The sequence below is a fragment of the Pseudomonas sp. GW821-FHT01A09 genome, from assembly GCF_058986725.1.
Window position 1 is genome coordinate 291,308 of record NZ_JBYSWB010000002.1, and the last position, 13,428, is coordinate 304,735.

Annotated in this window: 11 protein-coding genes; 3 read left to right on the forward strand and 8 right to left on the reverse strand. The window is 62.2% G+C overall.

Going from position 1 to position 13,428, the window contains the following annotated elements:
• Nucleotides 1–7 precede the first annotated feature (7 nt).
• On the forward strand, nt 8–2,332 hold the full coding sequence (locus tag AC3WJP_RS03585; RefSeq protein ID WP_493719856.1) for a DEAD/DEAH box helicase: 2,325 nt from the start codon (nt 8–10) through the stop codon (nt 2,330–2,332).
• 142 nt (nt 2,333–2,474) lie between these two features.
• On the opposite strand, the gene nagZ is transcribed toward AC3WJP_RS03585, so the two are convergent.
• Complete coding sequence (gene nagZ / locus AC3WJP_RS03590; protein ID WP_493720002.1) at nt 2,475–3,473, reverse strand: beta-N-acetylhexosaminidase; 999 nt, start codon at nt 3,471–3,473, stop codon at nt 2,475–2,477.
• 256 nt (nt 3,474–3,729) lie between these two features.
• Nucleotides 3,730–4,443, reverse strand: coding sequence for a TetR/AcrR family transcriptional regulator (locus AC3WJP_RS03595; RefSeq protein WP_493719857.1), 714 nt, complete (start codon nt 4,441–4,443; stop codon nt 3,730–3,732).
• Nucleotides 4,444–4,666: 223 nt separating this feature from the next.
• On the opposite strand from AC3WJP_RS03595, the gene lexA reads away from it, so the two are divergent.
• Nucleotides 4,667–5,275 carry a transcriptional repressor LexA gene (lexA, locus tag AC3WJP_RS03600; RefSeq protein ID WP_493719858.1) on the forward strand — a complete coding sequence of 203 codons (609 nt, stop codon included), beginning with the start codon at nt 4,667–4,669 and terminating at the stop codon, nt 5,273–5,275.
• A gap of 14 nt (nt 5,276–5,289) precedes the next feature.
• Complete coding sequence (gene sulA / locus AC3WJP_RS03605; protein ID WP_493720003.1) at nt 5,290–5,784, forward strand: SOS-induced cell division inhibitor SulA; 495 nt, start codon at nt 5,290–5,292, stop codon at nt 5,782–5,784.
• Nucleotides 5,785–5,897: 113 nt separating this feature from the next.
• Here sulA and AC3WJP_RS03610 read toward each other — a convergent pair whose 3' ends face one another.
• The 6 genes from AC3WJP_RS03610 to fadB form a co-directional block, all read right to left on the reverse strand.
• Nucleotides 5,898–6,131 carry a hypothetical protein gene (locus AC3WJP_RS03610; protein ID WP_226506520.1) on the reverse strand — a complete coding sequence of 78 codons (234 nt, stop codon included), beginning with the start codon at nt 6,129–6,131 and terminating at the stop codon, nt 5,898–5,900.
• 50 nt (nt 6,132–6,181) lie between these two features.
• Complete coding sequence (locus tag AC3WJP_RS03615; protein WP_493719859.1) at nt 6,182–6,706, reverse strand: DUF6586 family protein; 525 nt, start codon at nt 6,704–6,706, stop codon at nt 6,182–6,184.
• Between the two features lie 124 nt (nt 6,707–6,830).
• Nucleotides 6,831–9,440 carry a type I DNA topoisomerase gene (topA, locus tag AC3WJP_RS03620; protein WP_493719860.1) on the reverse strand — a complete coding sequence of 870 codons (2,610 nt, stop codon included), beginning with the start codon at nt 9,438–9,440 and terminating at the stop codon, nt 6,831–6,833.
• Nucleotides 9,441–9,539: 99 nt separating this feature from the next.
• Nucleotides 9,540–9,791, reverse strand: coding sequence for a DUF1653 domain-containing protein (locus AC3WJP_RS03625; protein WP_493719861.1), 252 nt, complete (start codon nt 9,789–9,791; stop codon nt 9,540–9,542).
• A gap of 78 nt (nt 9,792–9,869) precedes the next feature.
• On the reverse strand, nt 9,870–11,045 hold the full coding sequence (gene fadA / locus AC3WJP_RS03630) for an acetyl-CoA C-acyltransferase FadA (protein WP_493719862.1): 1,176 nt from the start codon (nt 11,043–11,045) through the stop codon (nt 9,870–9,872).
• 30 nt (nt 11,046–11,075) lie between these two features.
• A complete protein-coding gene (gene fadB, locus AC3WJP_RS03635; RefSeq protein ID WP_493719863.1) occupies nt 11,076–13,223 on the reverse strand; it encodes a fatty acid oxidation complex subunit alpha FadB in 2,148 nt (715 codons plus the stop codon).
• Between the last annotated feature and the right edge of the window lie 205 nt (nt 13,224–13,428).

The following is a 13,428-nucleotide window of genomic DNA, read 5'->3' on the forward strand; positions in this document are numbered from 1 at the left end:
CGCTGAGATGCCCGAGCGCCTGATCGATGACCTCGCGCCAAAGCCTCGGCTGTGGCTGGGCAGTGTCGAGTTCAGCGCCTTCGAGCCGCGCAACGGGCGCATGCAACGCTACGTGCAACATCGCGCGGCGCTGGCCTACGGCTATGCCGGTGAATACGTCGCCACCAATGGCCATGGCGGCGGCGCCATCATCAAGCGCGAGGCAGATGACACCTTGCGCATCCAGCGCCAGCCACTGGCGGAAAAGGCTCTGCGCGAGACCCTGCAGCAAATGGGCTTCAAGATCGCCACGCGGCAGAGCAAGGCGTTACCCGAGAGCGCGGGCGACATCTTCGAACTGCCCAGCGACGGCGCCTGGTTGCGCTTCGTGCTCAATGAACTGCCGGGCCTGCGCCGCCAGGGTTGGGAGATCGAGTATTCAGAAGAGTTCGCCTTCGACCTTACCCCCGTGGACGACTGGTATGCGGTCATCGACGAGGGCCCCGAGCGCGATTGGTTCGACCTCGAACTGGGCATCGTGGTCAATGGCGAACGCCTGAGCCTGCTGCCGATCCTGCTCAACCTGCTGCGTACACACCCTGAATTGCTCAACCCGGCGCAGATGGCCCGGCGCCGCGACGACGAGCAGATCCTGGTGCCGCTGCATAGCCATCAACCGGGCAAGCAGCGCCCGGTACAGGTGGCCCTGCCCTACGGCCGCTTGAAGCCGGTGCTGGCGACCCTCGGCGACTTCTATAAACAGGAGCCGGGCGAGACCAAACTGCGCCTGTCGACCCCCGATGCCCTGCGCCTCAACGCTCTGCAGCAACTGCCGTTGAGCTGGGAAGGCGGCGAGCGCATACGGGACTTTGCCGAGCGCCTGCGCGATGTACGCCAACAGGCGGCCGTTGCGCCTGATGGCCTGCGGGCGCAATTGCGCCCCTATCAACTCGACGGCCTGAGCTGGATGCAGGCGCTGCGCGAGCTGGACGTCGGCGGCATCCTCGCCGATGACATGGGCCTGGGCAAGACGCTGCAGACCCTTGCCCATCTGTTGCTGGAAAAGAACGCCGGACGTCTCGATCGCCCGGCCATGGTGGTGATGCCTACCAGCCTGATCCCCAACTGGCAGGACGAAGCCGAACGCTTCGCCCCGAACCTCAAGGTGCTGGCGCTGCATGGGCCGTCGCGCAAAAAGCATTTCCCCGACCTGGCGCGCTACGACCTGCTGCTGACCACCTATGCCCTGCTCCCCAAGGATCTCGAGGACCTGGCCAAGGTGCCGCTGCACGTGCTCATCCTCGACGAAGCGCAGTACATCAAGACGCCCGGCAGCAAAGCCGCCCAGGCCGCACGCCAGCTCGATGCCCGCCAGCGCCTGTGCCTGAGCGGTACGCCGCTGGAAAACCACCTGGGCGAGCTGTGGTCGCTGTTTCATTTCCTCATGCCCGGCTGGCTGGGGGACGCCAGGTCCTTTACGCAGGATTACCGTACGCCGATCGAAAAACATGGCGACGAGTTGCGCCTTCAGCATCTCAACACCCGCATCCGGCCATTCCTCTTGCGCCGCACCAAGGAGCAAGTCGCCACCGAGCTGCCGGCCAAGACTGAAATCACCCACTGGGTGGAGCTCAACGATGCCCAGCGTGATGTCTACGAGACGGTGCGCCTGGCCATGGACCAGAAGGTGCGCGCCGAAATCAACCGCAAGGGGGTCGCGCGCAGCCAGATCATCATTCTTGAAGCGCTGCTGAAGCTGCGTCAGGTGTGCTGTGATCTGCGCCTGGTCAACAGCGTGCCGCATCCCGCCCAAGGCAACAGCTCGGGCAAACTCAGTGCGCTGATGGAGATGCTCGACGCGCTGCTGGCCGAAGGACGCCGGGTACTGCTGTTCTCGCAGTTCACCTCGATGTTGGGCCTGATCGAAGCCGAGCTGCGGGCCCGGGATATACCCTACGCCCTGCTCACCGGTGCCACGCGCAATCGGCGCACGCCGGTGCAGGACTTCCAGCAGGGCAAGTTGCAGATCTTCCTGATCAGCCTCAAGGCCGGCGGCGTCGGCTTGAACCTGACGGCGGCCGATACCGTGATTCACTACGACCCCTGGTGGAATCCGGCGGCCGAGCATCAGGCCACCGACCGTGCGTATCGGATTGGGCAGGAGAAGCCGGTATTCGTCTACAAGCTGATCACTCGCGGCACCGTGGAGGAGAAGATCCAGCACCTGCAGCAGGAGAAGTCGGCGCTGGCTGCGGGGGTGCTGGAGGGGCGCCAGGCTGGGGAGTGGCGCATGCATGCGGAGGATATCGACGCATTGTTCGAGCCGCTGCCGGGGCGCAAGCGCAAGCGCTGAATCAAGAGCTTCGCGGGCAAGCCTTGCTCCTACACTGCAACCAGTTCCAACGCCTTACACCTGTGGGAGCAAGGCTAGCCCGCAAAATACCTGTGGGAGCAAGGCTTGCCCGCGAAGAGGCCAGCGCTGCCGAAACAAATCCTCAATCGATCAACTGCGCCGCACGCAACGCACCCACCGCGGCCAGCCAGCGCGGCTGCTGGCGATATTCGATACCGGGCGTGGCCTGTCCGCGCATGCGGGCAATTCGTGGTGACGGCTGCACGCCCATGCGCTGCGCCGCCGACAAGGCCAGCTCCGCCGCCGCGCGATCGTTGCACACCAGCCCCATATCGCAACCCGCCGTCAGCGCCGCTTCGATACGACTGGCGGCATCGCCCACCACATGGGCACCGGCCATCGACAGATCGTCGCTGAAGATAACCCCGTCGAACGCCAACTCGCCGCGCAGAATGTCCTGCAACCAGCGCCGGGAGAAGCCAGCCGGCTGCGCATCGATCTGGGGATAGATGACATGGGCCGGCATGACTGCCGCCAACTGTTGGCTGAGCCGAGCGAAAGGTACCAGGTCCTTGGCGCGGATCTCGTCGAGGCTGCGCTCGTCGGTAGGGATGGCGACATGGGAGTCGGCCTCGGCCCAGCCGTGCCCCGGGAAATGCTTGCCGCAAGCGGCCATGCCGGCGGCGTTCATGCCGCGGATGAAGGCGCCCGCAAGCAGCGCAGCGCGTTCGGGATCACCTTCGAAAGCCCGAGTGCCGACCACCGCACTGCGCTGGTGATCGAGGTCCAGCACCGGCGCGAAGCTCAGGTCCAGCCCGACCGCCAGCACCTCGGTCGCCATGACCCAGCCGCACTGCTCGGCCAGATACTCGGCGTTGGCGTTGTCCGCCAGGGCGCGCATCGCCGGCAGCCGCACGAAGCCCTGACGCAGGCGCTGCACGCGACCGCCTTCCTGGTCGACGGCAAGGATCAGATCGGGGCGTACGGCACGAATCGACGCCGTCAGCTCGCGCACCTGACGCGGGCTTTCGATATTGCGGGCAAAGATGATCAAGCCGGCGACTTGCGGCTGGCGCAGCAGGTGGCGGTCTTCGGCGGTCAGCCAGGTGCCGGCGATATCCACCATCAACGAGCCTTGCAGGCGGGTACTCATGGGTTGTCCTTGAAACGTAAGGGCAGGAATTCGAGCCGCCTAGCTTAGCGCAAGGCGAAGGGCGCGGACACCTCGGGAAGATTGCGCCGGACGCGGGGGCCCCTTCGCGGGCAAGCCCTGCTCCCACAGGTGTGTGGCGCTCGACTAATGGATTAGGAGCACGGCGTTCGACCTATAGTGTGGGAGCAGGGCTTGCCCGCGAAAGGGCCATTCGCGGCCACGCAGGATTACCGTGGTGCGATGCTCAAAGGGCTTTGGCCAGAGGCGCCGAGGAAGTCTTGCTACGGGGGCGCAATTGCGCGGCGGCCATGGCCGGATCGCTGACACCGCTATCGGCGCGCATGCCCGCCGCGAGGAACGGCACCATCAGACGCATGACCTGCTCGATGGAGGTATCGACGCCGAAATCATTCTCGCCGATCGCCCGCAGGGCCTTGATCCCGGACATGCTGAAGGCGGCGGCGCCAAGCATGAAGTGCACGCGCCAGAACAGCTCCAGCGGCGGAATGCGCGGCGCCGCCTCGTTGACCAGGACCATGTAGCGGCGGAACACCTTGCCATACATGTCCTCCAGATAGCGGCGCAAGTGCCCTTGGCTCTCACTGAAGGCCAGGCCCAGCAAACGCATGAAAATCGACAGGTCATTGCCGCTGCGAGGCTGCACCACCATGGTCTGCTCGACGAGAATCTCCAGCAGCTCCTCAAGGCTGGCCTTGTGCTCCGGGCGCGCCTGGCGGCGTTCGAGCTCGCGATCGAGGCTCAGGCAGAAAGGCCCGAGGAAGCGTGAGAACACCGCCTGAATAAGGGCCTTCTTGGATCCGAAGTGATAATTGACCGCCGCCAGATTGACCCCTGCCTTGCTGGTAATCAGCCGCAAAGAGGTTTCGGCGAAGCCTTTTTCTGCGAACAGCTGCTCGGCGGCGTCGAGGATACGCTCGACGGTTTCCGACTGGGCCATGATCACTCCGGGTCTTAAAGCTGAAAAATACGAACAACTGTTTGAAACATACGTATCAAGCCCTGGCATTGTCAAGGCTGCAGGGGCAGTCTGTCGCGGTGTCGTTGCGATATTTAACCACATACAAGCCGGGTAATTGTTCCCTGGACACAAAAGGGCGATTGCCAAGGGTTCAATACTGTATATAATCCCAGTCACTGTATAAAAAGACAGAGCGATAGACATGCTGAAACTGACGCCACGCCAAGCCGAAATTCTCGCCTTCATCAAGCGCTGCCTTGAGGACAACGGTTTCCCCCCTACCCGTGCGGAAATCGCCCAGGAACTGGGATTCAAGTCCCCCAACGCCGCCGAAGAGCATCTCAAGGCGCTGGCACGCAAAGGCGCCATCGAGATGACCCCGGGCGCATCGCGCGGCATCCGTATTCCCGGCGTCGAGGCCAAGCCCGACGACAGCTCGCTGCCGATCATCGGCCGCGTCGCCGCGGGTGCGCCGATCCTCGCCGAACAGCACATCGAGGAATCCTGCAACATCAATCCGGCGTTCTTTCACCCTCGTGCCGACTACCTGCTGCGGGTCCATGGCATGAGCATGCGTGACGTCGGCATCATCGACGGCGACCTGCTGGCCGTGCACACCTGTCGCGAAGCGCGCAATGGCCAGATCGTGGTTGCCCGGATCGGCGAAGAAGTCACCGTCAAGCGCTTTCAGCGCGAAGGCAACAAGGTCTTTCTGCTGGCCGAGAACCCTGAGTTCGCCCCCATCGAGGTCGATCTCAAGGATCAGGAGCTGGTCATCGAAGGTTTGAGCGTCGGCGTCATCCGCCGCTAACAGGAGGCATCATGATGCAGTTCCCACAGTCACAGCCGCCAGCAGCGCAACAGGCACAAATGTCCTTGTTCGAGGCTTTCATGGCCCAGCCACAGACTGCACCCGCGCCCGTATTGGCCACACTTGAAGCCCCTTGGGTCACCGAAGATCCAGAGGTGTTCAGTGAGCTTTCGTTACGAGGTGCGACAGGGAATTGCCTGAGCCTGCTGGCGCCCATGCTGCGTGAGTTGAGCGAAGAGCAAGATGCGCGCTGGCTGACCTTGATCGCGCCGCCAGGAAGCCTGACTCATGCCTGGCTGCGGGACGCCGGCCTTAATCGTGAACGCATCCTGCTACTGCAGCCTCGCGGCACGCAGAGCGCGTTACAGCTCACCTGCGAGGCACTGCGCCTGGGCCGCAGCCATACCGTGGTCAGCTGGCTGAACCCGCTGAGCAGCACCGCTCGCCAGCAACTGATCGCGGCCGCCCGCGTGGGCGATGCCCAGAGCCTCAACATTCGCCTCGGCTGAGCACAATGTAGCGAGGGGGCTTGCCCCCGATAAGTCGCAATGACACCTAGATCTGGGTCAGTGCGGCAAATCGGGGGCAAGCCCCCTCGCTACATCATCTGTGTGCACAAGTATCAATGCAGAACGCGCGGACCTTCGTCGCGATCGACTTCGCCTTCCACCAGCTTGCCGGCCATTTGCACGCCAACGCTGAGCATGGCCTTGGCCACTTCAACATGCTGACCTTGCAGGAAGACCTTGGCGTCTTCAGAGAACGCCAGGGTGACCAACGAGCCTTCGTCATCGGCCCGGCGCAGCTCGATCCGCCCGTCAGGCAACTCGACAATTTCTAGAAAGGACGTTGGCATAGGGAATCAATCTCCACGAAAGGCCGACATTGTAGCAGTGCCGAAGCGAATCAGCACTCACTCAGCCCATCGCGGTAACGAATGGCCAATCCCTTGAGCTGCTGACGCCAGCTTTCGAGCTCCGCTCGGTCCAATGCCGGAGCCGCCTCTTCATCATCCAGGCTGATCGCCTGAATCAGCGGCTGCGTGACATCGCCCTTGGGCTTGCGTGGCGCCTGGGGCGGCAGAAACAGCTTGGAGTACTCCGATATCAAGCGTGCCAGCCAGCTTCGCGGCTGCTCCGCCATTTCCACCAGTTCGGCCATTTCCGGAATGGCGATCGCCGTGAGCACTTCACGGGTCAACAGCAACTCGGCACGGGGGGCATTGGCCTGGGGCAAACGATAGAATCCGGCAATTTCATGGCACAGCCCGAGCAACGCGCCGTACAGATGGAACAGCGCCGCCTCGCGCTCAGCCTGCAACAGGCCGGGCGCATTGACGGCGGTGCCCTGCTCGGCCTTGCCCAAGGCTTCGAGCGCCAGGCCAGCGAAGAAGATCTTTTGATTGGTGCGGGTGTAGAGTTCGTGGGCCATGTCGGCACTCTCCAAATATCCAACCATTGTAGCGAGGGGGCTTGCCCCCGAAAGTCTTCTCGGCGCACTCACCTGGGGGCGTTGAAGATTTCGGGAGCAATCCCCCTCGCAACAGCCGTGAGGCTTAGCGCTTGTCTTCGACCTTCCAGGCCGAACCGTCATAGAAAGCCTTCCAGCCAGTCGGCTTGCCCTCTACCTCGGTCTGCACATATTGCTCTTTGGTCTTGCGGCTGTAACGAATCACCGCCGGACGGCCTTCAGGATCCTTCTTCGGCGCGTCGAACAGGAACGCGTATTTAGGATCGATCTCGTCCTTGTGCGGGATGATCTCGATCACCAGCGGCGCGCGGGTCTCACGGTTTTTCGGGAACTGGCTGGCCGCCAGGAACAACCCTGAAGCGCCGTCACGCAGCACGTAGGTGTCGTTGACCTTCTCGCACTTGAGCTCCGGCATCTTCACCGCATCCATCTTCGGCGGCGCCGCTTCGCCACTCTTGAGCAGCTTGCGGGTGTTCTTGCACTCGGGGTTGGTGCAGCCGAAGAACTTGCCGAAACGGCCGGTCTTCAGTTGCATTTCGCTGCCGCACTTGTCGCATTCCAGGCTCGGACCTTCGTAGCCCTTGATGCGGTAGTTGCCCTCTTCGATCTCGTAGCCGGTGCAATCCGGGTTGTTACCGCAGATGTGCAGCTTGTGCTTTTCATCGAGCAGGTACGCGTCCATCGCCGTCGAGCAGATCGGGCAGCGATGCTTGCCCAACAAGACCCGGGACTCCGATTCGCCTTCGTCATCGGCAGCGATCTCGTCGCCCGGCACCAGGTTCACCGTGGCCTTGCAACGCTCCTTGGGTGGCAGGCTGTAGCCCGAGCAGCCGAGGAACACGCCAGTCGACGCGGTACGAATCATCATCGGCCGGCCGCACACGCGGCAGGCGATGTTGGTCAGGGTCGGCTCGTTGGAGCGCATGCCACTGTCGGCGGCGCCCGCCACTTCGAGCTTGTTCTTGAAGTCGCCGTAGAACTCGTCGAGGACGTTCTTCCAGTCGCGCTCGCCCTGGGCCACGTCATCGAGGTTCTCCTCCATGCCGGCGGTGAAGCCGTAGTCCATCAGGTTGGCGAAGCTTTCGGACAAGCGCTCGGTGACGATATCGCCCATCTTTTCCGAGTAGAAGCGGCGGTTGTGCAGCGCGACGTAACCACGATCCTGAATGGTGCCGATGATGGCGGCGTAGGTGGACGGCCGGCCGATACCGCGCTTTTCCATCTCCTTGACCAGGCTCGCTTCGCTGTAACGCGCTGGCGGCTTGGTGAAATGCTGGGTCGGATCGAGGGCGATCAATTTGAGCACTTCGCCCTGGGTCATTTCCGGCAGGACATCGTCGTCGCCCGGCTTGCTGATCTGCGGCAGGACGCGGGTGTAACCGTCGAACTTGAGGATACGGCCCTTGGCGCGCAGCTCGAAATCGCCGGCAGCGACGCTGACGGTGGTCGACAGATATTGCGCTGGCGGCATCTGGCAGGCCAGGAACTGGCGCCAGATCAGCTCGTAAAGGCGCTCAGCGTCGCGCTCCATGCCGTTGAGCTTGGACGGGTGCGTATTCACATCGGATGGACGAATCGCTTCGTGAGCCTCCTGTGCGCCCTCCTTGCTGCCGTACACCATGGGCGACTCAGGCAGGTACTTCTTGCCGAATTCCTGCTCGATGTAATCGCGAGCCGCCGCAACGGCATCGACCGAGAGGTTGGTGGAGTCGGTACGCATGTAGGTGATGTAGCCCGCCTCATACAAGCGCTGCGCCATCATCATGGTCTTTTTCACGCCGAAGCCCAGGCGATTGCTCGCCGCCTGCTGCAGGGTCGAGGTGATGAACGGTGCCGATGGCTTGCTGCTGGTGGGCTTGTCTTCGCGCTTGAGCACGCTGTAGGACGAGTCCTTGAGCTTGGCCAGGGCGGCCATGGCCTGGGCTTCGTTCAGCGGCTTGAAGGCTTCGCCTTTTTCCCGGGCCACGGCGAACCGCACCTTGGCGTCCTTCGCGGTGCCGAGGTCGGCATGGATGTCCCAGTACTCTTCAGGGATGAAGGCACGGATTTCCCGCTCGCGCTCCACCACCAGCTTTACCGCCACCGACTGCACCCGGCCGGCAGACAGGCCACGGGCGATCTTGGACCACAGCAATGGCGAGACCATGTAGCCCACCACGCGATCGAGGAAGCGCCGGGCCTGCTGGGCGTTGACGCGATCGATATCGAGTTCGCCCGGCTGCGAGAAGGCCTCCTGAATGGCCTTTTTGGTGATTTCGTTGAACACCACGCGCTTGTAGCGGCTGTCGTCACCACCGATGGCTTCGCGCAGGTGCCAGGCAATGGCCTCCCCCTCGCGATCCAAGTCGGTTGCGAGATAGATGGTGTCAGCATCCTTGGCCAGGCGGCGCAGCTCGTCGATGACCTTCTCTTTGCCCGGGAGGATCTCGTACTTGGCTTTCCAGCCATGTTCCGGATCGACCCCCATGCGAGCGATCAGCGTATTTCGCGCCTTTTCCTTGGCCGTCAGCACCGGGCCCTCGGCCGCCGCCTTGCCGCGCTTGGCAGCGGGCTCCTTGCTGGCGCTCGCCGAACCGCTGGTGGGCAGGTCTCGGATATGGCCGATACTCGACTTCACCACGTATTGGTTGCCCAGATACTTGTTGATGGTCTTGGCCTTAGCCGGGGATTCCACAATGACCAGCGATTTGCCCATGGATCGGAAAATTCCTGAATACAGATAAATGAAAGGCGCTTGGCGCCTGTCGAGGCCCCGCTATATATAGTGGCAAAACCATGAGGTCAAGCGAGATAGCTAAAGGCCACTACTTTTTTCGGTGTTCCACGGAGTACTTTCGGCTTGCACCAAAGCAAAGCGCGGCACTTGCTCGCCGTCAACTTCGACAGACTCCAGAAACATGCTCAGCGGCCGCACCCAAAGCCCGAATTCGCCGTACAACGCTTGATAGCACACGACTTCGTCTTCCGTCTCGGAGTGACGCGCCACGCCGAAAACACGGTACTGCGGACCTTTGTAATGACGGTAAAGTCCGGGTTGCAATTGCATCCTGTGCCTCGCTTGAAAATAAATATCCCGAAAAACAAAAAACCGGGGCACCTGGCCCCGGCTGTCACACCGATCCGATCAGATTCGTTCGAAGACAGTGGTGATGCCCTGGCCCAGACCAATGCACATGGTAGACACCCCAAGGGTGCCGCCGTTCTGTTTCATCACGTTGAGCAGGGTGCCGGAAATCCGCGCACCGGAACAGCCGAACGGGTGACCCAGAGCGATGGCGCCGCCGTGCAGGTTAACCTTCTCGTTCATCTTGTCGAGCACTTTCAGATCCTTGAGCACTGGCAAGGCCTGCGCCGCGAAGGCTTCGTTGAGCTCGAAGAAGTCGATGTCGGAGATGCTCAGACCCGCACGCTTGAGCGCTTTCTGGGTAGCTGGCACAGGGCCGTAACCCATGATTGCCGGGTCGACACCAGCGACCGCCATGGAGCGAATCACCGCCAGCGGCTGGATGCCCAGATCCTGAGCGCGCTGCGCCGACATCACGATCATGCACGAGGCGCCGTCGGTGATCTGCGAAGACGTACCCGCCGTTACCGTACCGCCCTTGGGGTTGAACGCCGGCTTGAGCGCCGCGAGGCTTTCCAGGGTGGTATCAGGGCGGATGGTCTCGTCGTAGTCGAACACCTTGAGGAAGCCGTTCTCGTCATACCCCTGCATCGGGATGATCTCGTCCTTGAACTTGCCCTCCAGGGTGGCCTTGTGCGCCAGTTGGTGTGAGCGCAGGCCGAAAGCATCCTGCGCTTCACGGGTGATGCCGTGCATCTTGCCGAGCATCTCGGCGGTCAAGCCCATCATGCCCGAGGCCTTGGCCGCGTAGAGCGATAGGTGCGGGTTGGGGTCGACGCCGTGCATCATGCTGACATGCCCCATGTGCTCGACACCGCCGATCACGAAGACATCGCCGTTGCCGGTCATGATCGCCTGCGCCGCAGTGTGCAGCGCGCTCATCGACGAGCCACACAGGCGGCTGACGGTCTGCGCTGCGGACGTATGCGGGATCGGCGTCATCAAGGAAGCCATGCGGGCGATGTTCCAGCCCTGCTCCAGGGTCTGATTGACGCAGCCCCAGATGACGTCCTCAACCTCATTGGGATCGACCTTGGGGTTGCGCGCCAGCAATTGGGTGATCAGGTGCGCCGACATGTCTTCGGCGCGGGTGTTGCGGTGCATGCCGCCCTTGGAGCGGCCCATGGGAGTACGACCGAAGTCGACAATCACCACATCTCTTGGATTCAAGCTCATAAATTCTATCTCGCTCAGGTGTCGGGCGGCTCAGCCGAAGAAACGCTGGCCGTTCTTGGCCATTGCACGCAGTTTTTCGGTGGGGTGGTACAGCGGCCCCAGTTCGGCGTACTTGTCAGCCAGGGCGACGAACTCGGCCACGCCGACTGCATCGATATAGCGCAAGGCACCACCACGGAACGGCGGGAAGCCAATGCCGTAAACCAGGCCCATGTCGGCCTCGGCGGCGGTCTCGACGATGCCGTCTTCGAGGCAGCGCACGGTCTCGAGGCACAGCGGGATCATCATCCAGTTGATGATGTCCTCGTCGCTCAGCTCACGCTGCTCGTAGATCACCGGCTTGAGCACCTCCAGCACCGCCGCGTCGAAGACCTTCTTCGGCTTGCCGCTCTTGTCGGTTTCGTAGGAATAGAAGCCCTTGCCGTTCTTCTGGCCCAGGCGATTGGCCTCGTACAGCACGTCGATGGCGCTGGCGCGCTCGTCTTTCATGCGGTCCGGGAAGCCCTCGGCCATAACATCACGACCGTGGTGGCCGGTGTCGATTCCGACCACGTCCATCAGGTAGGCAGGGCCCATCGGCCAGCCGAACTTTTCCATGATTTTGTCGATGCGCACGAAGTCCACACCAGCACTGACCAGGCGGGCGAAGCCACCGAAATACGGGAACAGCACGCGGTTGACCAGAAACCCCGGGCAATCGTTGACGACGATCGGGTTCTTGCCCATTTTCTTCGCATAGGCAACGGTGGTTGCGACTGCTTCTTCGCTGGAATGCTCGCCGCGAATGACTTCCACCAGCGGCATCATGTGCACCGGGTTGAAGAAGTGCATGCCGACGAAATCCTGCGGACGCTTGAGTGCCTTGGCCAGCAGGCTGATGGAGATGGTCGAGGTGTTGGACGCCAGAATGGTGCCCTCCTTGACCTGCCCTTCGACCTCGGCCAATACCGCTTGCTTGACCTTGGGATTCTCGACCACGGCCTCGACGACGATGTCGACATGGCCAAAATCGCCATAGGACAAGGTCGGGCGAATGGCATTGAGCGCCTCGGCCATTTTAGCCGGGGTCAGACGCCCCTTCTCGACGCGCTTGCCCAGCAGCTTGGAGGCTTCGGCCAGGCCCTGCTCAATGCCCTTCTCGTTGATGTCCTTCATCAGGATCGGCGTGCCCTTGAGGGCCGACTGGTAGGCGATGCCGCCGCCCATGATGCCGGCGCCGAGCACCGCCGCCTGGGACACGTCACGAGCGATCTTGTCGTAGGCCTTGGCCTTGCGCTTGAGCTCCTGATCGTTGAGGAACAGCCCGATCAGGCTCTCGGCAGCCGAGGTCTTGGCCATTTTCACGAAGCCCGCCGCTTCGACTTCGAGTGCCTTGTCGCGGCCGAAATTAGCGGCTTTCTGGATGGTCTTGATGGCTTCGACCGGAGCCGGGTAGTTCGGGCCGGCCTGACCCGCAACGAAGCCCTTGGCGGTCTCGAAGGCCATCATCTGTTCAATGGCGTTGAGCTTGATCTTTTCCAGCTTGGGCTGGCGCTTGGCCTTGTGATCGAACTCGCCGCTGATGGCACGTCCGAGCAGGTCCAGCGCGGCCTCGCGCAGCTTCTGCGGAATCACGACGGCATCGACCGCCCCTACTTTCAGGGCATCATCGGCACGGTTTTCCTTGCCGGAGGCGATCCACTCGATAGCATTGTCGACGCCGATCACCCGTGGCAGCCGCACGGTGCCGCCGAAACCCGGGTAGATGCCGAGCTTGACTTCCGGCAGGCCGATCTTGGCCTCGGTGGACATGACGCGGTAGTCTGCCGCCAGGGCGATTTCCAGCCCGCCACCCAGGGCGATGCCGTTGATCGCGACCACGGTCGGCACGGCGAGGTCTTCGAAATCGCTGAAGATCCGGTTGACTTCGAGGTTACCGGCCAGCAATTCGGCGTCCGGCAGTTTGAAGTTGTCAACGAACTCGGTGATGTCGGCACCGACGATGAACACGTCCTTGCCGCTACTGACAAGCACGCCTTTGACCGACGCATCGGCCTTGATGGCCTCGATGGCCTGGCGCAGTTCGGTCAGGGTCAGACGGTTGAATTTGTTGACGGACTCGCCCTTGAGGTCGAACTTGAGTTCGACGATGCCGCTTTCAAGAGCCGTAACCGTGATGGCTTTACCTTCGTAAATCATCAACTGATCTCCAGGATAGGGGAGCTGAACGGTACACGCCGAGCGCGGACTGCTGGCACGCCAATGGCTACGAAGCCGTTGACCTGAACCTGCACCTGCAACACCCGTCGGCGCTTATTGTAGGGATTCTGTAGAGCGCTTCCTGCTGCCAAACGCTCAATTCATACGCCCGTTTGATTGGGTTTGCACACCTTCACGGAAATTG

Bases quoted from the DNA above. Each gene is read 5' to 3' on its own strand.
- lexA (WP_493719858.1), top strand. From the start codon at position 4,667: ATGCTGAAACTGACGCCACGCCAAGCCGAAATTCTCGCCTTCATCAAG.
- AC3WJP_RS03615 (WP_493719859.1), bottom strand. From the start codon at position 6,706: ATGGCCCACGAACTCTACACCCGCACCAATCAAAAGATCTTCTTCGCT.
- AC3WJP_RS03610 (WP_226506520.1), bottom strand. From the start codon at position 6,131: ATGCCAACGTCCTTTCTAGAAATTGTCGAGTTGCCTGACGGGCGGATC.
- fadB (WP_493719863.1), bottom strand. From the start codon at position 13,223: ATGATTTACGAAGGTAAAGCCATCACGGTTACGGCTCTTGAAAGCGGC.
- AC3WJP_RS03625 (WP_493719861.1), bottom strand. From the start codon at position 9,791: ATGCAATTGCAACCCGGACTTTACCGTCATTACAAAGGTCCGCAGTAC.
- AC3WJP_RS03595 (WP_493719857.1), bottom strand. From the start codon at position 4,443: ATGGCCCAGTCGGAAACCGTCGAGCGTATCCTCGACGCCGCCGAGCAG.
- AC3WJP_RS03585 (WP_493719856.1), top strand. From the start codon at position 8: ATGCCCGAGCGCCTGATCGATGACCTCGCGCCAAAGCCTCGGCTGTGG.
- topA (WP_493719860.1), bottom strand. From the start codon at position 9,440: ATGGGCAAATCGCTGGTCATTGTGGAATCCCCGGCTAAGGCCAAGACC.
- sulA (WP_493720003.1), top strand. From the start codon at position 5,290: ATGCAGTTCCCACAGTCACAGCCGCCAGCAGCGCAACAGGCACAAATG.
- fadA (WP_493719862.1), bottom strand. From the start codon at position 11,045: ATGAGCTTGAATCCAAGAGATGTGGTGATTGTCGACTTCGGTCGTACT.